The organism is Halovenus halobia, from assembly GCF_051414135.1.
Lineage (GTDB): Archaea > Halobacteriota > Halobacteria > Halobacteriales > Haloarculaceae > Halovenus > Halovenus halobia.
On record NZ_JBLKOA010000007.1, the window covers coordinates 29078 to 51143 of the forward strand.

A 22066-nucleotide genomic window follows, 5' to 3' on the forward strand; every position below is an offset into this window, starting at 1 on the left:
TGGTATCGCTCCTGCTCTACAGCCACGGCAACCGAGGCTGGTCCTCGGGCTCTGGTTCTGGGTCAGGCGCCTGGGTCTGCTCGCTGGGGTCCGACCGCCCGTCGGTTTCCAGCGCCGCCTCCTGTCCGCCGTCGGACATCGCTGCGGTGATATCGATATCGTCGGGATGGTAGACCGCGTCGCGTTCCTGTGCGCGGTTTGGGTCGAACGCCAGCAGTGCCGTCACCGCAAGCACGAGCAGGGCAACGGGTGCCTCGCTGGGGAGAATCCCGATAATTGACAGCGAGAGGACACCCAGCGCGACCGCACTCCCGAATCGGAAGCGGTCAAGTTCGACCGCGTTGCGCAGCCATGGGCTGGACAGCGCCAGCGTTAGCGCGAAAGCAACACCAACGCCAGCGGCGGCCATTGCGCGAGCAATCAGTTCCAGGTCGGTCTGGATAGTTAGCGAGATACCGGATGGTGACAGACTCGCCACGAGACCGAGGGCAATAATGACCGCTGGCCCTGGGAGATACTCGCCAACGCGGGAACTGGCAGTCGAGGCCGCAACCGAGAGAATGACCAGTGCCGCGAAGCGCTCGAAGATAGCGATGTTCAGCATCGTCTCGAGCGTCGGGGCCAGCGCTGCCTGAATCCCCGCGGCGGCGACCAGACCAACCCCAACAATTGATACGATTTTGGCCTGCTCACGTGGGCTCTCGTCCATCTCTGCGAGGATGACTGCAACCATTGCACTCCCGCCGAACACCAGCAAGCCAACCTGAACGATGCCGGCAATCGTCTCGAGTGCGCCACCGAGGATGAGCGCGACGAACACACCGTCGACTAGCGGCAGCGCCATCACGAGCACGAGCAGTCGAGTCGAACTGCTTACCCACTGCTCGACGTTGAGTGCGCGCGGGTGTCTGGAGCTACTCATACACGAAGGCGGGCCCTCACCCGTGGCCCGGACCGCGGGTACTCGCTGCCCCGGGTGCTGACCCCGGGACGCGCTCGCCTGCCCTCATGCGAGTGCCAGTTGGGCCAAAAATTCGACCACTCCGTTGTGAAATTACGTCCCAGTGTAAATGTCTTCGCGTCGCTGGTCGGGAAACTCGTCTGCTGAACGCTCCCTCCGCTAGTGGGACGAACGGAGTCCATGGATCATTATACTATATTATTGGTTAAAGTGATTGCGTGAGAAGCGGACACACACGCCACGAATCGGCGTCGAGGGTTGGCAATCGTTCCCCGACTCCGGAAGTTTGTGCACATCTCTGTACAAATCACCCCAGAATGCAGCAACAGTGAGAGCCCGTCACGCGGTCGAAACGGCAGGAAACCCTGTACAGGAGTCCATCTCGCAACGTTTTTGAGCGCCGCCATCCGACGGCTTACATGGCGAACACTTCCGAGCCTTTCTCAGAGAAACTGCGAGTTCCGGAGGCGTTGACCTTCGATGACGTGCTCCTCCGTCCAAAGAAGAGTGCAATCGAACCCGACGAAGCAGACACAACAACACGAGTTTCGACGAACGTCCGGCTGAACATTCCGGTCCTTTCGGCAGCGATGGATACCGTCACCGAGAGCGACATGGCCATCGAGATGGCCCGACACGGCGGACTCGGCGTCCTGCACCGAAATATGGACCTCGACGGGATGGTTGCCGAAATCGAACGCGTCAAACAGGCCGACGAACTCATCATCCGCGATGTCGTCACGGCGTCACCCGAACAGACGGTCCGAGAGGTCGACCAGATGATGAGCGAAGCCGGTGTTTCCGGCGCTCCGGTCGTTGACGACCACGACGCCGTCCTCGGAATCATCTCCGGGACAGACATCCGGCCGTACCTCGAAGTTGGCGAGCGCGACGAAGTGCGCGAAGCGATGACTGACGAGGTCATCACCGCCGGCGAAGATGTCTCGCCGCGAGAAGCGCTCGAACTCATGTACGAGCACAAAATCGAGCGCGTCCCAATCGTCGACGAGGACAACCACCTCACCGGCCTGATGACGATGGCCGGCATCCTCCAGCGCCGAGAGTACGACCGCGCTGTCCGTGACCACAACGGCCACCTGCGTGTCGGCGCAGCGGTTGGCCCATTCGAGACCGACCGCGCTCAGGCCGCCGACGAGGCTGGCGCAGACATCCTGTTCATCGACTGCGCGCACGCACACAACTCGAACGTCATCGAGAGCGCCCGGGAAATCAAGTCCCAGGTCGAGGCCGACGTCGTCGTCGGCAACATCGGCACCCGCGAGGCTGCCGAAGATGTCATCGACTTCGCCGACGGCGTGAAGGTCGGTATTGGGCCGGGCTCAATCTGTACGACACGAGTCGTCACTGGCTCTGGGATGCCCCAGATTAGCGCCATCGCACAGGTCGCGGATGTAGCCAGCCAGCACGACGTGCCGGTCATCGCCGATGGCGGAATCCGATACTCCGGTGACGCAATCAAGGCTGTCGCGGCGGGCGCAGACGCCGTCATGATGGGGTCGTACTTCGCGGGGACCGACGAGGCGCCCGGTCGCGTCATCACGATGCAGGGCAAGAAATACAAGCAGTACCGCGGGATGGGCAGCGTCGGTGCGATGCAATCCGGCGGCGGCGACCGGTACCTCAAGGACGACGACGATGACGAGGAGTTCGTCCCCGAGGGTGTCGAGGCCGCAACGCCGTACAAGGGCACACTCGAATCCGAACTCCGCCAGCTCGTCGGCGGGATGCAGTCCGGGATGGGCTACGTCGGCGCGGAGTCAATTGCAGTGTTCAAGGAGCGCTCGGAGTTCGTTCGCGTCTCCTCTGCTGGCCAGCAGGAGAGTCACCCACACGACGTTGTGATTACTGACGAAGCACCGAACTACAGCCCCGACGGCGACTGATCACTAGATTTTCTCGTAGTAGGCTTTGTTGAAGCCCTCGCACGTTGGTAGGTTTCACCAGTTCTGCTGAATACAGGGGGCGTATCTTGTACAAAGATCCCAACGCACAAAGCGGTAGTCCACACTACTCGGACAACTTCTCAAGGAACTCCGGGAATGGCTAAGGCCAGAAGCAATGTCCGCTACAGCGTTTCGCAGTCATAGTTTGGATACATTTCAGTAATCAGATAGTCCAACTGACATATTTTAAAAAGGTACTGAATCTCGATCAACTCCGTGAATCGGAGAGACCACATTGTATATGATGCTCGCTGTTCCCGAAACTGATCACTGTCGATGCTACGGATTAGTCATCGTCGGTTGGCGCTACGACAGCTGCGCTAGCGTCCTCACCCACTGCTGGGTCATCCCGTTCAATTGTAAAGCCAGAGACGACTTCCTGAAGCTGCTGAGACTGTGCAGCAAGCGCCTGCACGTCCTCGGACACTTCTGTGCTCGAACTACTCTGTTCTTCGGCCGTCGCGGCTACTGCATCGGCCTCATTGCTTGTCTGTTTGCTGATGGCGGCGATGTCATCGATCATTGAGACAACTTCCTGCGCCGACTCAGCCTGTTGGTCAGTGGCTTGGTTGATCGACTGGATACCACCGTTGGCTTCCTCAACCTTATCGACGATTTCATTCAGTGATGTGAGGCTCTCTTCAATGGTGTCGGTCCCTTCCGTCACCAAGTCCTGCATTTTCTGCATGCCTGCAACGGCGTCACTGCTCTTCTGGCGCACCTCTTCGATCCGCTGTTCAATGTCTTCGGTGGCTTCTTGGGTCTCCTCGGACAGTTGCTTCACCTCGTTTGCGACAACTGCAAAGCCATCGCCCGCATCACCAGCCCGTGCCGCTTCGATAGAGGCGTTCAGTGCAAGGACGTTGGTCTGCTCTGCTATCTCGTCGATAAGATCGATAACCTCACCGACGCGGGCAATCTCTGCGTTGAGCGCACTGATTTCCTCTACTGTCGTGTCGGTTTGTGATTTGATTGCTTCCATCTTCTTGATGGACTCAGAGGACTGTTCTTGTCCTTTGAGACCTTCTGTAGCGGCAGTCTCCGACAGACTAGCTACTTCTTCAGCTGATGACGCGATTTCCTCAACCGTGGCTGAGAGGTTATTTACCTCGTCGGACGCTCTTTCAAGGCTGTCAGTCTGTTCGGCCATTCCAGAGGAGATTTCCGTCACCGACTTGGCAACCTCGTTGCTGGAGTCGTCAATCTGTTCTGATGCGGCAGAAACTCGCTGACTTGCCTCTGCCACCTCGGTACTGAACGTACTAATCCGGGCAACTGTCTCCTCAATCTCGCCCATCATCTCGTTGAAGCTCGTCGCAATGTCTGCCATCGCGTCGTTGTCGGTATCAACATCCAGCCGAACCGTGAGGTCGCCGTCAGCAGCGCGGGCCATCCCATCCCGGTACTCTTCTGCCGCCGATTGGAGGCTTGCAGCCAATTCCTCGGCGTCCTGTTTGGCCTGTTGAGCATTCTTTTCAGCCGCCTGCGCCTCTTTTTTGGCTTGTTGTGCCTGTTGCTCTTTGTCCTCGGATTCCGCAATCCGGTCGCGTAATGCGTCGCGCATGGTGGCGAAAGACCCGAATAGCGTGCCAAATTCATCAGAGCGGGTGGTCTGTATTTCCGTGTCGTAGTCGCCCGCTTCGATTGCTTGTGCCTTGTCTGTGAGGCGTGTGAGCGGCGGGACGACCATCCGCGTGATAATAAACCCAGCAACCAGCAGGCCGAGCCCCATGACTCCAATGACAATGGCGAAATTCTGATTGACAGCCTGTTTGACCGCGAAGGCGCTGGAAGCGGGTTCGTGGTACATGACGGACCAGTCAGCCGTTTCGACTGGGGCATACCCCATCGTCATATCCATCTCTCCCATCTGCATCCGCATATACCCGGATTTGCCCCCGATACCCTTGTTCACAGCCATAGAGTTGATACCCTCTGCGTCGGTGTTCTGTTCGAGTATCTGCCCCTGACGCTGGCTCATCACGACGGTCCCTTCACTGTTCACAATCTTGAGGAAGGAACTCTCGGATTGCTTCGGGAGGTTACCTGCGAAGGCCGCTGTATCACCGACAACAACTAACGCGCGGTCAGGTTGGTCAACCGAGACACCGGCAGCCACGGCAGGACCGCCGATGACAGACGAATTGTATGGCTGTGATATTGCAGAGCCGTGGTCACCCTCACTCGCCGTTTCACTTTGTTCACTGTTGACGCTGGCGAGTGCTTCTGGAGTCGCATACCCGATGTCAGTAATCGAATCCCCGACACGGGAGTCCGCCGAACTGGAGATGATGATCCCGGTCGAGGTATCGATATAGTGGGCCGCTTCGATGTTGTGAGCAACATTTTCTTCGCCTACTTCGTGTTCAAGAAACTCAGAAATTCGGTCTGTATCACCGTCCTGAATCGCTTCTGCATACCCAAGGGAGTGTGCCGTACTCCGGAGTGAAACAACCCAACTATTCACCGCATTGGCTTGGACTTCCGCGCTTGAAACTGCCGACTCTTGAGCATCTGTCGAGACCGCTTCATCGGTCTGTAGAACTAGCATGCCACCGGCCGCACCGGATATTAACAAGACAGTAAGTAACAGGACAGTAATCTTCGTTACCAGCCGATCTATACCCAGACGGTCTAATACTGATGTCTTCACAGTATTGAATATTATATACTAGATAGCACTCAAAGCAGTACCAAACTAGTTAGGAAAGAACTCACAATTCAACGTGATTTTCGCTAGCAAAATAATCAACGGCTTATCAAACTCGCCGATCTATTCCCACTATTGGCCCTGAAATCATGATATTCTCTCTGCTGTATACACCCTCTACGTCTTGCACGCTATTTGTCACAGCAACCGTCTGGAAGGAGTCGACGCTGCTGAATACAGAGCGCGTATCGGTCACTTTCCGACCGGTTCGATGTCGGGATCAAACAATTCCTCGATTCGACAATCGAAGTAAGCAGCAAGTTTGAACGCCAACTCTAATGATGGATCATAGCGGTTACGCTCGATTGCATTTATTGTTTGACGTGAGACGCCAACGGCTGTGGCCAAGTCCCCTTGACTCAACCCGGCCCTTTCTCGGTAAACATCTAATTTGTTGTTCATAGATACGTCGCAGCTATTTGTACTGTCGTTTTACATACCAGTGAGCAACTCCGAAAATAAACGTCAATAGGAGATATCCCCAGATCGCTCCTCGGATGGCTGCGGGAGCAGTATACACGCCAGTTGTGCTGAGGACAACATCTGCCGGAATTCCGATGATAACGACAGCGGCGATGAACGTTGATATCGCTTGATTTGCTTCCCACTCCGTCTGCTGTTCGAATTCGTCTCTGATCGAAACTGGTGAGTACCAGTATCCGATACCCATTCCGATGGCACCGAGCCAATAAAGCCCCAATCCAGCAAAGAGTACAAGCTGTTCTTCGGTGACCATCCATATCGCCGTTGCAACGAAGAAACTGGCAACACCGAACCCAACGGACCGATTTATCCACTTGCTGTACTGTTCGCGCTTCTGAACTTGCTGTTTCGCGGTGAGGTCTTCTGTCATTGGCATCAGGGTGTAAAGCACCCTTTACAGTAAAGGATACTTTACACAAATATGAAAGTGTCGGCACGGGATAGGTTGCGACTGCCGCCACCTAGTCTGAATAACTCTCAGAAGTGCCAAATCGAACCTCTGAGTCGGTCCCGCGCTTTCTGACAGAATCCGGGAAGGTAATCCAGCAAGTGCTGAGAATAAAACCCACATCTCGATTACTGATCTTTGAGCAACCCGTGTGGAGACGAATCGGTAGAGACTACCGGGAGTTCCGTTGTGAGGTGCAAAATCTTCGATGTACTGTCTGTCGGTCGTCGTCAACAGTTCAGCAGCGAAACGGCACTATTTTTCGCGTGCGAACCGATAACACGCACGTGGCAGAGTTACTAATTCTCGTGGGATTGCTGGTTGCGGTGTTTGTCGGGTACAATATCGGCGGGTCATCAACCGGTGTTGCCTTCGGTCCGGCAGTTGGCAGTCGGGCCGTCAGAAAAGTCACTGCCGGGGCACTGTTTACCGTGTTTGCATTCCTCGGAGCCTGGACGATCGGGCGGAAGGTCATCACCACGATGAGTACCGAAATTGTCGATGCAACAGCCTTTACGCCCGAAGCGAGCGTTGGCGTCCTCTTCTTTACCGGGCTTGCACTCCTGATCTCGAACCTCTACGGTGTTCCGGCGTCAACCTCGATGACAGCTGTCGCAGCAATTGTCGGACTCGGATTGGCAACGGGGACGCTCAACACTGCGCTGATGTTTACCATCCTGTCGGCATGGATCGTCGCCCCACTGATCGCCGTCTTCACAGGTGCGTTTATCGGCAGATATCTGTATCCGCACCTCGACGCCAAATTCGAATTTGGTCGCCTTACGAACCCGTTGATCGCAATCGATACCCAGAAGAGACTCCCACGGTTATCGGTCAACGATACCGTCTCGCCTCGGGATCTGATCGGGTCGGCACTTGTGGTGGCAATTGCCTGCTACATGGGGTTCAGTGCCGGGGCCTCGAACGCGGCGAACGCAGTCGCCCCGCTTGTCGGTAACGGCTCCCTTGACCCCAGCCCGGCGATTCTGCTCGCAACCGGGGCCATCAGCGTGGGCGGCTTCACGATTGCCCGGCGGACGTTGGCGACCGTTGGCAGCGATATCACTGAGATGCCGATTCTGGCAGCGCTCATTGTTTCGACGGTGGGTGCGACGATTATCACCGTCCTCTCGTGGCTCGGAATTCCAGCCAGTCTCGCCGTGAGTACGACCAGTTGTATTATTGGACTTGGGTGGGGCCGTGCAAGCCGAGCGCGGACGCTTGTCGAAATAATCACACAGTCTCCTGCCGATGAATCCGCTCCGCAATTTACAACTGGTGCACTCAAACTGCACCCAGTTGAAGGCAAAAAGGAGGTGCCTGCGGGCCCGACTGTGGGCGAACTGGCTGAAGGCGAGACTCCTGACCCGGACAGGCAGGACGTATCTGAGGATGGAGTGTCTAGTGTTGGGGAGAGGGATCCAGAGGAACTTTCCGCCGAAGGTCTGTTCCATCAGGCAGCGGCAGCTCGCGTCGCGACACTCTGGGTAATCACGCCGACGCTGTCGCTCGTGGGGTCTTATGCCTTGTTTTCACTCATCGGCTAAGAGAAAACCTCGTCTGTCCATCGGCCTCAGTCATGGTCTGGGGTACCGTCCATTTACAAGACTCGTGCGCGAGATGTAGGCGTCTTTGATAGCAAGACCGCTGTGCTGCACTGATCCTCTGTATTCCGCATAAGATTCCTGACAGCAACGAGATAAGTGTCAACAGTCCTGTTGGATGCAGGGCGCATATCTCGCACGGACTCACATCCCAGTTTCAGCGCAAGGAGTCGCTCAGGTCAGCGAGCGGTCGTAATATTCAGATACACGTAAAAAAGAAATATATGCCAACAGAAATAAAGGACAATCGACTATGACTGGTTGGGATCCAGAGAATGATGTCAGATTTGCATTAGATGTGACAAATACAACAATCTGGAACGTGAACCTGGAGACGGAGAATCGACAACGCTCCGGGGTCCCGTCGAATCACTCTTTGCCGTTGGAATGGCAGAGTTCGGAGACACAGAGTCGTTTTTGGAGCATGGAGTACATCCTGACGACCGCCCCAAAATAAAACAACTCTATGGAGAGCTCAAGCGAGGAGAGACTGATCTGTACGAAGTCGAGTTTCGAACCCATCCTGAGAACGGCGATATTCGGTGGATCGAGGCACATGGTCGTGTCCAAACAAAAGATGGGACGCGCATGCTGACCGGGATTTCCACCGAAATTACGGAACGAAAACGGCGAGAACAACAATTAGCACGCCAGAATGAGCAATTAGAAGAGATTGCCAGCACTCTCGCACACGACTTTCGAAATCCATTGCACGTAGCTGAGGGTAATTTAGAGATGGCTCGAGAAGAACACGAGAGTGAGCATCTCGATGCAGTGGCGCAGGCCCACGACCGATTAGAAGCACTCGTAGATGACCTCTTGATGAGTGCCCGGGAGGGAACCCCTCTCACTCGTGGCGGGCAGGCAACTGACGACAAGGAGATGGTCGATGTGGAAACCATCGTTGAGCAGTGCTGGAAAAACGTCGAGACCCACGATGCGACGCTCCTCGTTGAAACCAGTCATACTCTGTGTGCCGACCAACAGCGACTCTCACAACTCTTCGAGAATCTCATCCGAAACGCGGTCGAACACGGTGGTCCCGAAGTGACGGTCACCATTGGTGACCTGGACGACGAGGAGGGAGTTTACGTTGTAGATACCGGTCCGGGTATTCCGGAGAACAAGCGGACACAGGTCTTCGAAAGGGGGTATTCGAAGACGGACAGTGGCACCGGGCTCGGATTACATATCGTCAAAACTGTTGTCGATAATCACGGCTGGGATATTGCTGTGACAGACAGCGAGTCAGATGGAACACGGTTCGAGATAATGACATGCGTGTGAGACTCTCTGAGAGACACCATTTCCGTACGCCCACGGCCCCTCACAGGTTCGCAGGGATAAGTAGCCGATAGCTCTTCTAACTCGGCGTGGAACAAACGTAACACATCTTGGTTTGCCCCTCTGGCAAATCGGTCGAAAGAGTCAGTGTAGTCCGTCCGGTAGGCCGGAGCAATGACATACGAGGTCACACGGATTCCGGGCGACGGCGTACTTGAGAACGCCTTCGAGATACGGCGAGCGGTTTTCGTTGACGAACAGGATGTCGACGAAGACATCGAATACGACGGCCGTGACGAGGAGTCTATTCATTTCGTCATTACAGATGCCGAGACAGACACACCCGCTGGTACCGCGCGGCTCAGGACCACCGGCGACGGTACTGGCAAACCCGAGCGTGTCGCCGTCAGAGAGCCCTACCGTGGCGAGGGTCTGGGTCGCAGGCTGATGGGACTGATCGAGTCAGAGGCGCGAAATCAGAACTGTCAGCGGACGCTATTGCACGCACAGACACACGTCATCGAGTTCTACCGCGACCTCGGCTACGAAGTGACCAGCGACGAGTTCGAGGAAGCCGGCATCTCCCACGTCGAGATGGAAAAACAGCTCTGACTATTCTCGCTCGGCTATGGGGTCGTCCGATTCTGCCTGTGCCGCTCGATTGCGCGCTCGGGCCTGGTCTTCGGCAGCTTCCAGCGTTTCGGTCTCCAGCAATCGTTCGAGTTTGCGCTCGAACTGCTCGTCAGTGAGTTCTCCCTCAGCGTAGCGACGACGAAGTCGTTCCAGCGCGTCCTCGGAGTCAGACTCCGCCTCCGAGCGGGCGGGTTGTTGGTCAGTCGTGGCCTCTGCATCGTCCTCGTCGAACAGCATCGAGATAACGGGAACGACCGCGATGTAGCCAAAGAGCATCACTGCGAGCCAGATTTCGCTCGGGAAGTCGAGCATCAACAGCGCGAGCCACGTCCCGGTCACGATGGTCGCAGCGATACCGGAGGCGTTTGCTGTCGCCCGCGCTCGAAACGAATCGTCGCTCATCTGTTCTGAGACCTCTGTCGGCTGAATATATTTAACGACCCCACATAGTACTGTGGGAATACGCTGGCCTTACCCGAAGTACTGAGTGTTTTCTCATACGCGTCCAGTGGGTATACACGCGGGATAGTCGATGGAACTAGCCCAGTTGACGGAGCTGATTCGGACAGTTATTTATCTGGGACAACGCAGAGATCTCTCTTTCCTTGCAGGGGCGATTGCATTCTTTAGCTTCCTCTCGCTTATTCCAGCGACGGTACTGGCTGTGACGATTGGCTCGCTTGTCGGTGGTGAGGCGTTTGTGCTCCGCGTCGTGTCCTCGGCTGGTCGGTATCTCTCGGCAGAGGGCAACGAGATACTTACTCGGGTGAGCCGTACCAGATCCACAGCGCCGTCAACAGGAACAGTCCACCGCAGAAAAACCCGAGGCCCGCCGCGAGGGCAGGGTCGAAACCCACCGCGTCCACGGAGGACGTGACTGTCTCGTTGGAAATCTGTGTCGCGTTCCCGCCGTCGGTCACGAGCACTGGCGCGTCCGTCAGGTTCTGGTCGATAACGACGTCGGCGTCGCCCGTCGTGAATTCGGTATCGTTCGTGGCCGCATCCTCCGAGGCAATCCCGACCTCGTTGCCACCCGTCTCGGTGGTCCCGTTTGCCGTCTCTACGTCGATGCCGCTGCCTGAACCGAGTTCGTTGACTGGTGTCGATTCAGGGCTCGAAGAGAACCGACTAGCCGCGAACGCGACGAGCAAGCTTGTCGGCGCGAGGAGTCCTGCAGCCCCGACAAACCGGCTGAGTATCGACTTGAGCGAGCGTTCTTTGTCTTCGCCGGCGAACATAACCAGCGATTCGTCTGTTGGTGCGTACACGTCCATCTCCGACCCACGCTCGGAGTACCAGATGTCGACTGATTCGACCAGGTCTACATCTTTGAGTTTGTTGAGGTGGTACTGGACGTTCTGGACAGACGTATCGGTCCGGTCCGCAAGGTCGGAGGCAGTCTGTGGGTCGTCGTGCAACGCGAGAAATATCTCTCGGGTCGTGCTGGCGGCCAGTGCCTCGAAGACTTCGTCAGCAGTCTCCTCTGAGAGGTCGACAAGGCGGGGGCCACCCTGGTCGTCACGGGTGACTGTCTCCCGTAATGGGAAGATACTACTCATGGCTCGTACCAGCACCTATACCAGCCGTATTAAAAACTCTACTCGACGAACAAAGAGCCGTTTTAGCCGAGATAGCACGGCGACAACTGGGCTGAAACGGCGCTTTGAGTCGGGAGTGTTGGAGTAAATACTCATTGTACGTCTGCCACGGCTGGCGGTTTTCGAGTTCGACCCCTGGGCCGTCAGTCACGTGTCAGACAGCCACAGAAAGTTTATTTTCGTCGCTGTCGACCGTCGAGGTATGACTACAGATAACTCCGACTCGGTCGAGATTGAGGTCGCCCTCCCCGAGGAGTTGCTGGTCGAACTGGACCAATACCGTGCCCGTCGGGGGTATCCGCCACGGTCAGCGGTCGTCACCGAAGCACTGCGGGAGTAATCCGCCACGTTCAAGCCACGGCGACGCAATCCTATCCACATGACACGTGCTGTCTGGCTCAAGGCCGACGACGAGGTTGGGGACTGGGAGCAACGCAAGAAGCGGATAACAGCCGGTCTCGAAGCCGGTGTCGACTGGGTCCTCGTCGACCAGGCTGACGTCGACCGCGTCCGCGAACTCGGCGACGTCAACGTCGCGGCCTTCGGCGGCGGCGATGTCCACGTCATGGAAGCCGAAGAGGAGGCGTCTGACCCGGACGCGACCATCGTCGGCAAAGATGGTGAAGGCGACGGAACGGTCGAACTCCCCTCGGATTACTCGGGGTCGGCCGACCTCTCCGCACTTCGTCGCGGCGACGAGATGCCCTACGGTGGCTACGTCAAAATTCTCGACACCGAGTACGAAACCTTCGCAGAGGAAGTTGCCCGCGAGGCCGAGTACACGATTATTATCGGCAGCGACTGGCAGATCATCCCCCTCGAAAACCTGATCGCCCGCATCGGCGAGGAGACGGACCTCATTGCAGGCGTTCGCAGCGCCGAAGAGGCACGGACTGCCTACGAAACACTCGAAATCGGTGCCGACGCCGTATTGCTCGATACCGACGACCCCGACGAAATCCGCAAGACCGTCGAGGTCCGCGACGAAGTCGAGCGCGAGACGCTTGACCTCGAGTACGCCGAGGTCCTGACCGTCGAACAGACTGGTTCGGCCGACCGCGTCTGTATCGACACCGGGTCGCTGATGGACCACGACGAAGGGATGCTTGTGGGATCAATGTCGCGAGGTCTCTTCTTTGTCCACGCCGAGACAGCAGATTCACCGTACGTCGCCTCCCGGCCGTTCCGCGTCAACGCCGGCGCAGTCCACGCCTACGTCCGTTCGCCGGGCGGGGAGACCAGTTATCTCTCGGAACTCAAAAGCGGCGACGAGGTTCAGATTGTCGATGTCAACGGCAACACCCGCGAGGCTATCGTCGGTCGCTCGAAAATCGAGAAACGTCCGATGTTCCGCGTCCAAGCCGAGACAGAGAGCGGCGACCGCATCGAGACACTCATCCAGAACGCCGAAACGATCAAACTACGAACCGACGAGGGTCGCAAAGCCGTTACCGACCTCGAAGTTGGCGACGAGGTACTCATTTACTACGAGGACACCGCTCGGCACTTCGGCGAGGCAGTCGAAGAGAGTATCATCGAGAAATAACGCCGACCTACCTGTTTGTCCGAGCCAGTACTGCGACAGGGTTTCCGGCCCCGGCCAGCACGCAGCCCAACAGGACGAGATACACGACCAGTCCCCAGACCGGGACGGCGAGCAGCCACGGCGCGACGATGGCGGCAAGGAAGCCACCGACCAGAACGACAACGAATACGAGTATCGCAACGCCGGGTTGTTCCCAGCGCACCAGCAGCATTGACGGGTAGCGCAGAAACAGTACTTCGACGACGACAGCACCGACGACGCCACTCACGATAGCTGACGGGGCCAGCAACAGACCGACCCCGCCTGTTCGGACCGCAAGCACCGCGAGGCCGAGCAGTCCGGCGACTGCGAGTATCGCGTCACGGAGTTGCGGGTGCATACCGTGTCTTTGGCTGGCCGGACAAAGACCGTTACTCCTTCTCAGCCGCGAGTTCGGTCGTACACCAGTGACAGAAGTCGATATCCGGGTCGACCTCGCGGCCGCAGTTGGGACACTGACGGGGCTGTTCGCCGGCAGCAACGCGCTCAGCCCGGTCAACCAACGCGTTGCGCCGTAGCGCCATCAGATAGACATCGACGATGCAGAGTGCGAGCACGCCACACAACAGCACAACCGACTCGAGGGGAAGTGAACTGAAAAAGTCGAGCACAGCTCCGACGGTGAGAGCGCTGAGGGCGGCGAGCATTGCCTCGAAAGCGAAGGCATTGGGCAGCGCCCCGGCGGGCGCGGCGAGAGTGAGCCCCAGCCCAGTCATCACAATCCAGAGGACTGCTCGGCCCCACAGCCGCAGGTACAGGTGTCCGAGGCCGGGCACGAGCATCGTCAGCCCGACGGCGAACCACGGGCGTTTTCGTGACCGGTTGGTGTCCTCTTGTGCCATTAGCTACAATGGAACGGTCCTCGGTGTTGAATCTTCCGTCCCTGCGGCTCGGGCCGGCAAAGCAGAGAAAACGCCGTTTCAGGCCGTCGACGACAGCTCCTCGACCAGCGAGCGAAGTCGCTGCAGCGTATACTGTCCGGGGGCCGTCGCGTCAGCAGGGTCGACCGGTGCGTACCCGATCCGCGACCCGTAAAGCGGTGCAACGGCACGAGAGTGTCGCCCTGACTCACCCATCGCCATCGTCGCGACGGTGTTGCCAGCCTCGGTCTGGTCGTGGGTGACAGAGAGCAGGTCCAAGACGTCGGCTCGGTTTTGCGCGGTGACTGCCAGTTTCCCGACAGCACCGTGCTCGCAAGCCGTTTCGAGTGTCGAGACGAGGTCACTCCGCTCCGGCGTGCGCTCGAAGTCGTGAGCGGAGACGATAACCGACACGTCAGCCTCGCTGGCGGCCTCGATGACAGGCTGGCACTGTTCGACGGCAGCGAGTTCCACATCGACCCCAGCGACTGCAGGCTGGTCGACGGCCCGACGGAGGCGGTCGATTCGGTCCGCTGTGTCCGCCGACTCACCACCCTCGTATTCGACGCGGTCGGTGACAATCAATGGAAGCTCTCCGTCGTAGGCCGCGAGTCCGTCGAAACCCTCCGTGGCGAGGTCCATCCGGTACTCGACGGCGTCGGCGTGCTCGCGGGCCGCCGGTTCCGTACTCAGGTCGGCAGTGACGGCCGCGAGCACGAACTCCTCGAAAGACAGGTTCATACACTCCCTACCTCGGCGTACATCAAAAGGAATCGGGATTCACTCCTCGGTTTCAAAGTCCTCGATAGACCGCCCTTCGCGGACGACGCCGTTGCTCACGAGAAACTTCTCAGCTCGGCTCAACTGCTCCCAGGCCAGATGCTCCGGGGGTGACTCCTCGAACGCCTGATATTGCTCGTAGACAGCCTCGTTGACGAAGCGGGCGAACTCGCCACAGCCCTCACAGGTTACTGAGAGGTGCGAGACGTCAAACGTCCGGGTGACTGTTTTCTCCAGACAGTTTGTACACCGGTACGCCTGCTCGACCATGCAGAGTTTTCGACCGAAACACAATGAGTGTGTGGTTCCGAGCGTTACGTCTCGCGGTACACTATCTCCATCGGGAGCCCGGTCTCGTCGCGCCCGGGTGACTCGGGAAGGGTCCGAAACGCTGACTCTGGACCTCGCGCGGTGAGTGCAACCACAAACGCGTCGACAAGGTCGTCAGTCGACGCGTCAGTATCAGATATTCCCTCCGCAGCGGACCAGATATGGTCGTACACGTCTGGCACCTGCTCTCGGAGCGTGGTGACGCGTTCCCAGTACGCCCGCCGAGGCTGGCCCGTCTTCGAGTATTGCATCGGCTGGCCGGCGAACGCCCAGAAACAGACCTCCGGATGGCACTCTCGAAGTCGTTCACGGGCCTGCTCCGACTCCTGGAGCAGCGTATCAGCCTCGGCAATCTTCGACGCGATGCCCCAGCTCTGGCGGTTGAGACTCCCCTCTGTTCGAGCCTCCTGCGTTGCCTTTGCGGATTCGTAACTGTCCTCGTGTGCGGCTGCCCGAATCGGCGTCGGAAACACACTGTGGTGGCGCTGTGGACTCAGCCGCCTGCGAGCCTCGGTGTCGCACTGTCGGGGCTCGCTGGAGTCAGCTCGCAGCCCGATTGGCACATCGACGAGGATGCGTGTTGCCGAGCGGTTGTCCTGCCACAGGTCTCGGAGAGTGGGATAGAACTGCGCGCCCACGTATTCCTCGTCGGTGTACGCCACCGCAATCCAGCCGTCAGGACAGCCGTCCACCCCGAGATACATACCCTCGCGTTTGACTCGGGACGTTTCACCGCTTCGGTCATAGTGCTCGAGGCCCTATCGTGGGTATGACGACGACGACAGTACTCGCGACACGGCACGGCTCGATTCGCCCGGCAGTCGAGGCTGTCGTCGCCGCACGCGAGTTGTCTGTCGCCAACGTGCTCGCCGTCGATGGTGACGAAGACAACCAGTATCACCTCCCACAAGGATTGGTCGACCAACTCGCCGACTGCGTAGACAGGACCGGGGCCGAGCGAGTTGTGGTCGACGGGCTGGCCCACTCCGGCCAGGTGTACGACCTCGGTCACGCGGTGCCGGCAGTCGAGCTGCTCGACCGCAGAGACCTGTACTACGAGCACCTCGCCGATGGCGGGAATTCAGCGGCCGAGACCGCACGTGAACTGCGACGCCAACAGATCGAAGAGCGCGCGGCACGGCGACGACAGCGCAATGAAGCCACGACAGGACCAACCGGCGAGAGTGGCAGCGTCTCAGAGCTATCCGACGCCTGTGACAGGCTCACTACGTCCCTCGACTCGTGCCAGCAGCGCCAGCGTCGGCAGGTCGAAACAAGCTACGAGAGCGTCGACGCACGTGTTGCCGTCGTCGGTTCGGTGGGTGCCCCAACCACGGACTGCTGGTGCGCACTCACGGGCGAGCGTGCTGAGAGCACCGTACTCCGGCCGGCAACACCACGAACAGCGGTGACCGACATTGGACCGCACGAGGTTGCGGTGACTGACACGGCTGGATTTGTCCCCGGGCGACCGGAGTGGTTCACCGCAGCAGTGCCGGGTGCGATCGCCGCGGTGGAGTGTGCAGACCTACTCGTCGTCATTCACTCGACGGAGGCTGAACCTGCGCTTGGTATCGACGAGACGGAGTTCAACGGGACGGTCCTCCAGACGAACCCACCGGAGACTGACGCAAAACGAGCGTCGTGGGAAAATCAACTCGTCGAAAAAGTCCAGAAAGCGCTGCCAACCACACGAGTCGCGCTCACGCTCCCGTACGGCGCGGAGTCACTCCTCTCACAACTGTATGACGAGGCGACCGTCGAGTCGGTGGAGTACGGCGAGCATGTAGCGGTGCTGGCTGCGGTCCCGGCAGGTCAATCAGCGCGAGTACAGCGGCTGGTCGAAGACGCGGGCGGAACTGTTGAGCGCGAGTGATTCAGTGTTGTTACAACAGCAGCGAAAATACGCCTTCAGTCGCAGGTATCGGGCCTGACGCTTCAGGCAATCGGAATGTCCTGCTCGGCTTCCAGCAGTTCGTGGTATCGGTTGCGGATAGTCACTTCGGAGATGTCCGCCACTTCGCTGACTGCTGCCTGGGTCGTCTTCTCGTTGGTCAGGAGGGCAGCGGCGTAGACGGCGGCCGCGGCGAGTCCAACCGGCGACTTGCCGGAGTGGACGCCTTTCTCCTTGGCGTTCTGGAGCAGTTCGCGGGCGCGGCGCTCGGATTCCTCGGAGAGACCCAGCGAGGAGGCAAACCGCGGCACGTAGCTCTCGGGGTCGGCCGGCGCAACTTCCAGACCGAGTTCTCGAACGACGTAGCGGTACGTACGGGCGATTTCGCTTTTCTCGACGCGGGACACGTCCGTAATCTCGTCGAGAGAGCGAGGAACGCCAGCCTGTCTGGCGGCGGCGTAGACCGACGCCGTCGAGACGCCTTCGATAGAACGGCCTGGCAGCAGGTTCTCGTCCAGCGCGCGGCGGTAAATCACACTCGCCGTTTCGCGGACGTTCTCGGGCAGACCGAGGGCACTTGCCATCCGGTCGATTTCGCCGAGTGCCTGTTTTAGGTTGCGCTCTTTGGAGTCACGGGTTCGGAAGCGCTCGTTCCACTTGCGCAGGCGCTGCATCTTCTTGCGCTGTTTGCCCGACAGCGCGTTGCCGTAGGCGTCCTTGTCTCGCCAGTCGATATTCGTCGACAGCCCCTTGTCGTGCATCATATTCGTCGTCGGTGCACCGACGCGGGATTTCTCGTCTTTCTCCTTGGCGTCGAACGCTCGCCACTCCGGGCCGCGGTCGACTGAATCCTCTTCGATGACGAGACCACAGTCCGTACAGACCGTCTCGCCGTGTTCGTCGTCGGCGACGACAGTCCCGCTGCACTCCGGACAGTCAAGCGAGGCGTCCGTCTGCTCTTCAGTCTGTTCCTGTTCGTTCGTCCGTGTCCGCGTGTTTCGGTTGCTCATTGGTGGATATAACCGGGTCAACCGGCGGAATACCCGGGGTAATAGCTAAATATTTGTACTCCCGAAAGATATTTAAATATACCGGAATCCTCAGGCTGGTCACGGGCTCGACCCGGTATATAAGGCGTTCTGCTGTCATCAGCTGACGGGTTTAAATGTAATGGAGACAGCACGTCACAGAGCGGCGGCCGTTTTCGGGAGTGCAATAACTTACGTATCCCCGGGCAGACAGTGGGTGTATGGTCGAAGAACGGACCAGACGTGCCGTTCTCGGGGGGATTGTGGGTGCGTCTGTCCTCGGCGGCGCACTCTCGCCAGTCGGGGATATCCTCGAGCAGTTCGCACCGCTTTCGGGTGGTGTCTGGGGGGCCGCAACTCCGGACCGCCCGAGCACCGTCGACAGTCCCTACGGGGAGGCAACAGTACGGTACGACGAGGAAGGCGTTCCGAACATCGAAGCCGATGACGAGCAGGCACTGTACTACGCGGCCGGACACGTACAGGCAATCGACAGGGGGTTCCAGATGGACCTCCAGCGGCGACTCTTCAGGGGCGAAGTCGCCGAAGTCGTCGGTGAGGCTGCCGTCGAGACTGACCGGTTTCACCGCCAGTTGCAGTTCAAAGAGGCTGCGGAGGCCACCGCAACACATCTGGAGGGCACGGTTGTCGAACCGATTCTGGACGCCTTCGCCGAGGGAGTCACCGACGGGTTCGAGGACGCGGAGCTGTCGATTGGCTTCCAGTTGCTCGACTACGAGCCAGAGCCGTGGACGCCCGCGGATTCGATGCTCATCGAGAAGATTATCGCCTGGCAGTTGACGGGTAGCTTCTGGAGCCTTCGCCGGGCGCTTTTGGAGGAGGAATTTGATGCGGAACTCGTCGACGAACTCTACCAGGCACGGATGGACCACGACGTGCCGATCATCCGCGAGCAGTACCGAACCGAGCAGTACCGGATTGACGAGGCTGAACAGCTATACAGCGATTCGACAGGCGAGAGACCAATCGAATCCCGACAGCGGCCATCGGGAACTGTCGACAAAGAACTCGTCGAGTATCTCAGTGCCTACGAGCCACAGGAAAATCTCGGCTCGAATAGCTGGGTCGTCAACTCGGACCTGGCAGATGGTGACGCTCCGATTCTGTGCAACGACCCCCATCTGGGTCTGCAGGCACCGCCGGTCTGGTACGAGATGCATCTCGACGGACCAGACCACCGCGTCCGCGGCGTCGCGTTCCCGGGCGTGCCCGAAGTCGTCATCGGCGAGACTGACTTCGCTGCCTGGGGCTTTACGAACGCCAACAACGACGTAATCGATTTCTACAGTTACGACAGCGACGGTGATAGCTACCAGTACGGCGACGAGCGCCGAGAGTTCGAGACTCGCGAGGAGGTGATCGAAGTCGACGGCGCCGAGAACGAGACGGTCACGGTCCGGTCCACGGTCCACGGGCCAGTTATCGAGGAGGCCGAACAGGAAGTCGGCGTCGCGTGGACCGGCCACGCTGCCACCGAGACCACCATTGCACTGTACGAACTGACCCGGAGCAAATCGCTCGATGAGACACTTGACGCAATCCAGAAGTTCGACATCCCGTCACAGAACTTCCTCTATGCCGACCAGGACGACAATACGCTGTACTACACTGTCGGGAAACACCCAATTAGACAGCCGCCGGGCGAGACGGTCTCGTGGGACAGTCCGGAGGCACTCGACGGTGACGGCGTCTTCGACGGCTCGCGCCCCGAAGGAGAGTGGGCGGGCTTCGAGCCGTTCGAGCGGCCGAGCTGGGACGGCTTCGTTCCGTTCGCGGAGAAGCCACACGCGCTCAATCCCGAGTATCTCGCGACCGCAAACCAACAGATCATCCCCGACGACGAACTGCCGTACTACTTCGCGGAGTCGTACTCCGACCCGTACCGAGCCGAGCGAATCTACGACTTACTCGACGAGCGTGTCGAATCAGGTGCGGCGGTAGACCGCTCGTATCTCGGGACTGTCGGACGCGACGTGCGAGACGGTCGGGCCGCGACAATCGTCGACGCTATCGTCGACGCGGTTCGTGCGGAGGATGACGAGTTACAGGACGCAGCGGCAACGCTCGACGAGTGGGACTACCGGATGGACCACGAAACTGAGGCCGCGCTCATCTTCCAGCGCTGGACGAACGCCTACCGCGACGAACTACTCGGTGAGGACTTCGAGGAGGCCGGACTCGACGAGGAGTTTTACCCCTCGGATGGCCGAGTGCTCGAACTGCCGGCAGACAGCGACTGGTTCGGTCCTGGGGGTCGAGCACCGGTGATTCGCCGTGCACTCCGGACAGCACTCGACACAATCGAGGACAACGGTGAGGAAACCTACGGCGACATGTCCCACACGGGGCTGATCGAACACCTGACCCAACTGGATTTCCTGGGCTACGAGTCGATTCCCCGGAGTGGCTCGGGGTGGACCGTCAGAAACTTCGGCACCCGAGGCCCGTGGGGTGGGAGTTGGGAGATGCAGGTTGACCTCGACGGTGAGTACCGGGCTATCCTGCCCGGGGGCAACTCCGGACGGTACTACTCAGAGAACTACAGTAGTCAACTGCGCCGCTGGGCCAACGGCGAGTACCGCCAACTCAGCCGTGAAATCGACGGTGACGTTGAGACGGAATACGTCGGAGGTGACCAATGAGTTCCGTCCCCGGTCTTGGCCGACTCCGCGAGGAGCCACTGATTCACTGGGTCGGACTGATTGTCGCAACAGTTGCGGGACTCGGACTGGCCAGTCTCCACTGGCTGGGTCTCGTCGCGGGCGGCGCGTTGGTCGGACTCGTCGCGACCAGTTTCAAGCGCGCACTGCTCGGTGGCCTCGGGTTCGGTGTGGTCGTCCTGCTCGTCTGGGTGAGCACACTCATGTTTGGGGGTGTGCTGGGGGAGGTACTCGCGACTGGACAGTTCGTCTGGATTGCTGTCGCTGTCGGGCTTATCGCGCCAGTCATCGGCAGTCTCGTCCGCGGCATCGTCTAATCGCGCAGTAAGAAAAACGAGGCAGTCAACACGCCGCCCGCGAGAACGAGAGCACCGAGCCACATTGCTGTCCCCTCAAGGAACACCGCCGCAACGGCGAACAACAACAGTGCTAGTCCGCCGACGGCGAGAACCGGAACAACCGGTGGGATAGACGCCTCGTCGTCCGTGCGGGGTTGTGGGGTGGCGAGTGACTCGTCAACCGCGACGTTGTTTGCTTCCGGTTCGGGTTCGCTAACAGTCACGTCAACCCACCGTGTCTCGGAGCCATAGGCCGTCGCAACTTTGAGTTTGCCCAGTTGGTCCTCGCCGTCGAGCCGGTCAGTGTCGACAGTGACGCGGACGTACCGCTCGGACTCCGTTTCAACGTAGTGGTTGCCGGCGTCGAGACGGGCGACTTCAGAGAGCGGGTCGTCGAGATGGACGTGGACGTGGAGGGATTCAGCGTGGTTGATCAGCCTGATGTCGAAGGTCCCAGTCGTCTCGTAGGAAGCCGGAACCTCGAGACTGTGGAGGCTCTCTCGGCTGACGTGAACCGGCAACGTATCTGGCACAACTCAATCTCTGTCCGGCGAGTAGAAAAACGTTCAGGCTGGAGACTCCTCACGCATATCTGGCGGGAGGAGGTTCGGAATCCCGTCCTCGATTGGGTAGGCTTCGCCACACTCGGTACAGGTGAGCGTTCCTGTCAGAATCTCGCCGTCATCTTGCTCGGTGACCTCGAGGTCGAGTTCGTGTTTATCCAGCGGACAGCACAGAATCTCCATCAGGTCCTCTTGCATACGCACACGTTGCGAGGGCCAAGACAAAGCATTTGCGCTCGCTGTCGCCGCCGTTTCTCGTGAGCGACGTCGCCGTTATCAAACAGGTCACAGTGGGCTGTAACTATATATGCGGCGTCACAGA

At 59.0% G+C, this 22066-nt stretch carries 23 protein-coding genes; 9 read left to right on the forward strand and 14 right to left on the reverse strand.

The window, feature by feature from the left end:
- Positions 1-16 precede the first annotated feature (16 nt).
- Complete coding sequence (locus tag ACMGFM_RS14455; protein ID WP_436903367.1) at positions 17-922, reverse strand: DUF5794 domain-containing protein; 906 nt, start codon at positions 920-922, stop codon at positions 17-19.
- Between the two features lie 458 nt (positions 923-1380).
- Between ACMGFM_RS14455 and guaB the strand changes: the two genes are divergently transcribed.
- Positions 1381-2865, forward strand: a complete 1485-nt coding sequence (guaB, locus tag ACMGFM_RS14460) for an IMP dehydrogenase (protein WP_436903368.1) — start codon at positions 1381-1383, stop codon at positions 2863-2865.
- A gap of 346 nt (positions 2866-3211) precedes the next feature.
- On the opposite strand, the gene ACMGFM_RS14465 is transcribed toward guaB, so the two are convergent.
- The 3 genes from ACMGFM_RS14465 to ACMGFM_RS14475 all read right to left on the reverse strand — a co-directional run bounded on the left by ACMGFM_RS14465 (position 3212) and on the right by ACMGFM_RS14475 (position 6488).
- The gene (locus ACMGFM_RS14465) at positions 3212-5476 is read right to left on the reverse strand and encodes a methyl-accepting chemotaxis protein (RefSeq protein WP_436903369.1); all 2265 of its coding nucleotides are present in this window, start codon (positions 5474-5476) and stop codon (positions 3212-3214) included.
- Between the two features lie 351 nt (positions 5477-5827).
- Entirely contained in the window at positions 5828-6037 is a 210-nt protein-coding gene (locus ACMGFM_RS14470) for a helix-turn-helix transcriptional regulator (protein WP_436903370.1), read from the reverse strand.
- A 13-nt stretch (positions 6038-6050) separates the two neighbouring features.
- Positions 6051-6488, reverse strand: coding sequence for a hypothetical protein (locus tag ACMGFM_RS14475; RefSeq protein ID WP_436903371.1), 438 nt, complete (start codon positions 6486-6488; stop codon positions 6051-6053).
- A 365-nt stretch (positions 6489-6853) separates the two neighbouring features.
- On the opposite strand from ACMGFM_RS14475, the gene ACMGFM_RS14480 reads away from it, so the two are divergent.
- From ACMGFM_RS14480 to ACMGFM_RS14490, 3 genes are all read left to right on the forward strand, one after another.
- Positions 6854-8113: an inorganic phosphate transporter gene (locus tag ACMGFM_RS14480; protein WP_436903372.1), complete on the forward strand. Its 1260-nt coding sequence runs from the start codon at positions 6854-6856 to the stop codon at positions 8111-8113.
- Positions 8114-8485: 372 nt separating this feature from the next.
- Entirely contained in the window at positions 8486-9457 is a 972-nt protein-coding gene (locus ACMGFM_RS14485; RefSeq protein ID WP_436903501.1) for a sensor histidine kinase, read from the forward strand.
- Positions 9458-9628: 171 nt separating this feature from the next.
- A complete protein-coding gene (locus ACMGFM_RS14490) occupies positions 9629-10066 on the forward strand; it encodes a GNAT family N-acetyltransferase (protein ID WP_436903373.1) in 438 nt (145 codons plus the stop codon).
- Here the strand turns inward: ACMGFM_RS14490 and ACMGFM_RS14495 are convergent, their stop codons facing one another.
- Positions 10067-10489: an SHOCT domain-containing protein gene (locus ACMGFM_RS14495; RefSeq protein WP_436903374.1), complete on the reverse strand. Its 423-nt coding sequence runs from the start codon at positions 10487-10489 to the stop codon at positions 10067-10069.
- A gap of 356 nt (positions 10490-10845) precedes the next feature.
- Positions 10846-11646 (reverse strand): ArsR/SmtB family transcription factor, encoded by an 801-nt coding sequence (locus ACMGFM_RS14500; protein ID WP_436903375.1) that lies wholly within the window; start codon positions 11644-11646, stop codon positions 10846-10848.
- A gap of 241 nt (positions 11647-11887) precedes the next feature.
- On the opposite strand from ACMGFM_RS14500, the gene ACMGFM_RS14505 reads away from it, so the two are divergent.
- Together ACMGFM_RS14505 and ACMGFM_RS14510 are read left to right on the forward strand one after the other, a co-directional pair.
- Positions 11888-12025, forward strand: a complete 138-nt coding sequence (locus ACMGFM_RS14505) for a CopG family ribbon-helix-helix protein (protein WP_436903376.1) — start codon at positions 11888-11890, stop codon at positions 12023-12025.
- A 39-nt stretch (positions 12026-12064) separates the two neighbouring features.
- Complete coding sequence (locus ACMGFM_RS14510) at positions 12065-13231, forward strand: 3-dehydroquinate synthase II (RefSeq protein WP_436903377.1); 1167 nt, start codon at positions 12065-12067, stop codon at positions 13229-13231.
- 7 nt (positions 13232-13238) lie between these two features.
- On the opposite strand, the gene ACMGFM_RS14515 is transcribed toward ACMGFM_RS14510, so the two are convergent.
- The 5 genes from ACMGFM_RS14515 to ACMGFM_RS14535 form a co-directional block, all read right to left on the reverse strand.
- A complete protein-coding gene (locus tag ACMGFM_RS14515; RefSeq protein WP_436903378.1) occupies positions 13239-13610 on the reverse strand; it encodes a hypothetical protein in 372 nt (123 codons plus the stop codon).
- Positions 13611-13641: 31 nt separating this feature from the next.
- A complete protein-coding gene (locus ACMGFM_RS14520) occupies positions 13642-14112 on the reverse strand; it encodes a DUF7575 domain-containing protein (RefSeq protein ID WP_436903379.1) in 471 nt (156 codons plus the stop codon).
- A gap of 78 nt (positions 14113-14190) precedes the next feature.
- On the reverse strand, positions 14191-14871 hold the full coding sequence (locus tag ACMGFM_RS14525; protein WP_436903380.1) for a type I 3-dehydroquinate dehydratase: 681 nt from the start codon (positions 14869-14871) through the stop codon (positions 14191-14193).
- Positions 14872-14910: 39 nt separating this feature from the next.
- Positions 14911-15180: a hypothetical protein gene (locus ACMGFM_RS14530; protein WP_436903381.1), complete on the reverse strand. Its 270-nt coding sequence runs from the start codon at positions 15178-15180 to the stop codon at positions 14911-14913.
- Between the two features lie 44 nt (positions 15181-15224).
- On the reverse strand, positions 15225-15944 hold the full coding sequence (locus tag ACMGFM_RS14535) for a DUF429 domain-containing protein (protein WP_436903382.1): 720 nt from the start codon (positions 15942-15944) through the stop codon (positions 15225-15227).
- A gap of 65 nt (positions 15945-16009) precedes the next feature.
- Between ACMGFM_RS14535 and ACMGFM_RS14540 the strand changes: the two genes are divergently transcribed.
- A complete protein-coding gene (locus ACMGFM_RS14540) occupies positions 16010-17116 on the forward strand; it encodes a hypothetical protein (RefSeq protein ID WP_436903383.1) in 1107 nt (368 codons plus the stop codon).
- Positions 17117-17178: 62 nt separating this feature from the next.
- On the opposite strand, the gene ACMGFM_RS14545 is transcribed toward ACMGFM_RS14540, so the two are convergent.
- Positions 17179-18144, reverse strand: a complete 966-nt coding sequence (locus ACMGFM_RS14545) for a transcription initiation factor IIB (RefSeq protein WP_436903384.1) — start codon at positions 18142-18144, stop codon at positions 17179-17181.
- A gap of 239 nt (positions 18145-18383) precedes the next feature.
- On the opposite strand from ACMGFM_RS14545, the gene ACMGFM_RS14550 reads away from it, so the two are divergent.
- Together ACMGFM_RS14550 and ACMGFM_RS14555 are read left to right on the forward strand one after the other, a co-directional pair.
- Positions 18384-20825 (forward strand): penicillin acylase family protein, encoded by a 2442-nt coding sequence (locus tag ACMGFM_RS14550; RefSeq protein WP_436903385.1) that lies wholly within the window; start codon positions 18384-18386, stop codon positions 20823-20825.
- Positions 20822-21160, forward strand: a complete 339-nt coding sequence (locus ACMGFM_RS14555) for a hypothetical protein (RefSeq protein ID WP_436903386.1) — start codon at positions 20822-20824, stop codon at positions 21158-21160. The genes ACMGFM_RS14550 and ACMGFM_RS14555 overlap by 4 nt, the downstream gene beginning before the upstream one ends.
- Here ACMGFM_RS14555 and ACMGFM_RS14560 read toward each other — a convergent pair.
- Positions 21157-21714 (reverse strand): DUF7524 family protein, encoded by a 558-nt coding sequence (locus ACMGFM_RS14560; RefSeq protein WP_436903387.1) that lies wholly within the window; start codon positions 21712-21714, stop codon positions 21157-21159. The genes ACMGFM_RS14555 and ACMGFM_RS14560 overlap by 4 nt on opposite strands.
- Positions 21715-21747: 33 nt before the next feature.
- On the reverse strand, positions 21748-21942 hold the full coding sequence (locus ACMGFM_RS14565; RefSeq protein WP_436903388.1) for a methytransferase partner Trm112: 195 nt from the start codon (positions 21940-21942) through the stop codon (positions 21748-21750).
- Positions 21943-22066: the final 124 nt, after the last annotated feature.

Excerpts from the sequence above, each read along its gene's own strand:
- ACMGFM_RS14530 (WP_436903381.1), bottom strand. The coding sequence starts at position 15,180 with ATGGTCGAGCAGGCGTACCGGTGTACAAACTGTCTGGAGAAAACAGTC.
- ACMGFM_RS14455 (WP_436903367.1), bottom strand. The coding sequence starts at position 922 with ATGAGTAGCTCCAGACACCCGCGCGCACTCAACGTCGAGCAGTGGGTA.
- ACMGFM_RS14525 (WP_436903380.1), bottom strand. The coding sequence starts at position 14,871 with ATGAACCTGTCTTTCGAGGAGTTCGTGCTCGCGGCCGTCACTGCCGAC.
- ACMGFM_RS14475 (WP_436903371.1), bottom strand. The coding sequence starts at position 6,488 with ATGACAGAAGACCTCACCGCGAAACAGCAAGTTCAGAAGCGCGAACAG.
- ACMGFM_RS14465 (WP_436903369.1), bottom strand. The coding sequence starts at position 5,476 with ATGCTAGTTCTACAGACCGATGAAGCGGTCTCGACAGATGCTCAAGAG.
- ACMGFM_RS14555 (WP_436903386.1), top strand. The coding sequence starts at position 20,822 with ATGAGTTCCGTCCCCGGTCTTGGCCGACTCCGCGAGGAGCCACTGATT.
- ACMGFM_RS14470 (WP_436903370.1), bottom strand. The coding sequence starts at position 6,037 with ATGAACAACAAATTAGATGTTTACCGAGAAAGGGCCGGGTTGAGTCAA.
- ACMGFM_RS14510 (WP_436903377.1), top strand. The coding sequence starts at position 12,065 with ATGACACGTGCTGTCTGGCTCAAGGCCGACGACGAGGTTGGGGACTGG.
- ACMGFM_RS14520 (WP_436903379.1), bottom strand. The coding sequence starts at position 14,112 with ATGGCACAAGAGGACACCAACCGGTCACGAAAACGCCCGTGGTTCGCC.
- ACMGFM_RS14545 (WP_436903384.1), bottom strand. The coding sequence starts at position 18,144 with ATGAGCAACCGAAACACGCGGACACGGACGAACGAACAGGAACAGACT.
- ACMGFM_RS14500 (WP_436903375.1), bottom strand. The coding sequence starts at position 11,646 with ATGAGTAGTATCTTCCCATTACGGGAGACAGTCACCCGTGACGACCAG.
- ACMGFM_RS14540 (WP_436903383.1), top strand. The coding sequence starts at position 16,010 with ATGACGACGACGACAGTACTCGCGACACGGCACGGCTCGATTCGCCCG.
- ACMGFM_RS14550 (WP_436903385.1), top strand. The coding sequence starts at position 18,384 with ATGGTCGAAGAACGGACCAGACGTGCCGTTCTCGGGGGGATTGTGGGT.
- ACMGFM_RS14505 (WP_436903376.1), top strand. The coding sequence starts at position 11,888 with ATGACTACAGATAACTCCGACTCGGTCGAGATTGAGGTCGCCCTCCCC.
- ACMGFM_RS14535 (WP_436903382.1), bottom strand. The coding sequence starts at position 15,944 with ATGTATCTCGGGGTGGACGGCTGTCCTGACGGCTGGATTGCGGTGGCG.
- ACMGFM_RS14495 (WP_436903374.1), bottom strand. The coding sequence starts at position 10,489 with ATGAGCGACGATTCGTTTCGAGCGCGGGCGACAGCAAACGCCTCCGGT.
- guaB (WP_436903368.1), top strand. The coding sequence starts at position 1,381 with ATGGCGAACACTTCCGAGCCTTTCTCAGAGAAACTGCGAGTTCCGGAG.
- ACMGFM_RS14515 (WP_436903378.1), bottom strand. The coding sequence starts at position 13,610 with ATGCACCCGCAACTCCGTGACGCGATACTCGCAGTCGCCGGACTGCTC.
- ACMGFM_RS14565 (WP_436903388.1), bottom strand. The coding sequence starts at position 21,942 with ATGCAAGAGGACCTGATGGAGATTCTGTGCTGTCCGCTGGATAAACAC.
- ACMGFM_RS14490 (WP_436903373.1), top strand. The coding sequence starts at position 9,629 with ATGACATACGAGGTCACACGGATTCCGGGCGACGGCGTACTTGAGAAC.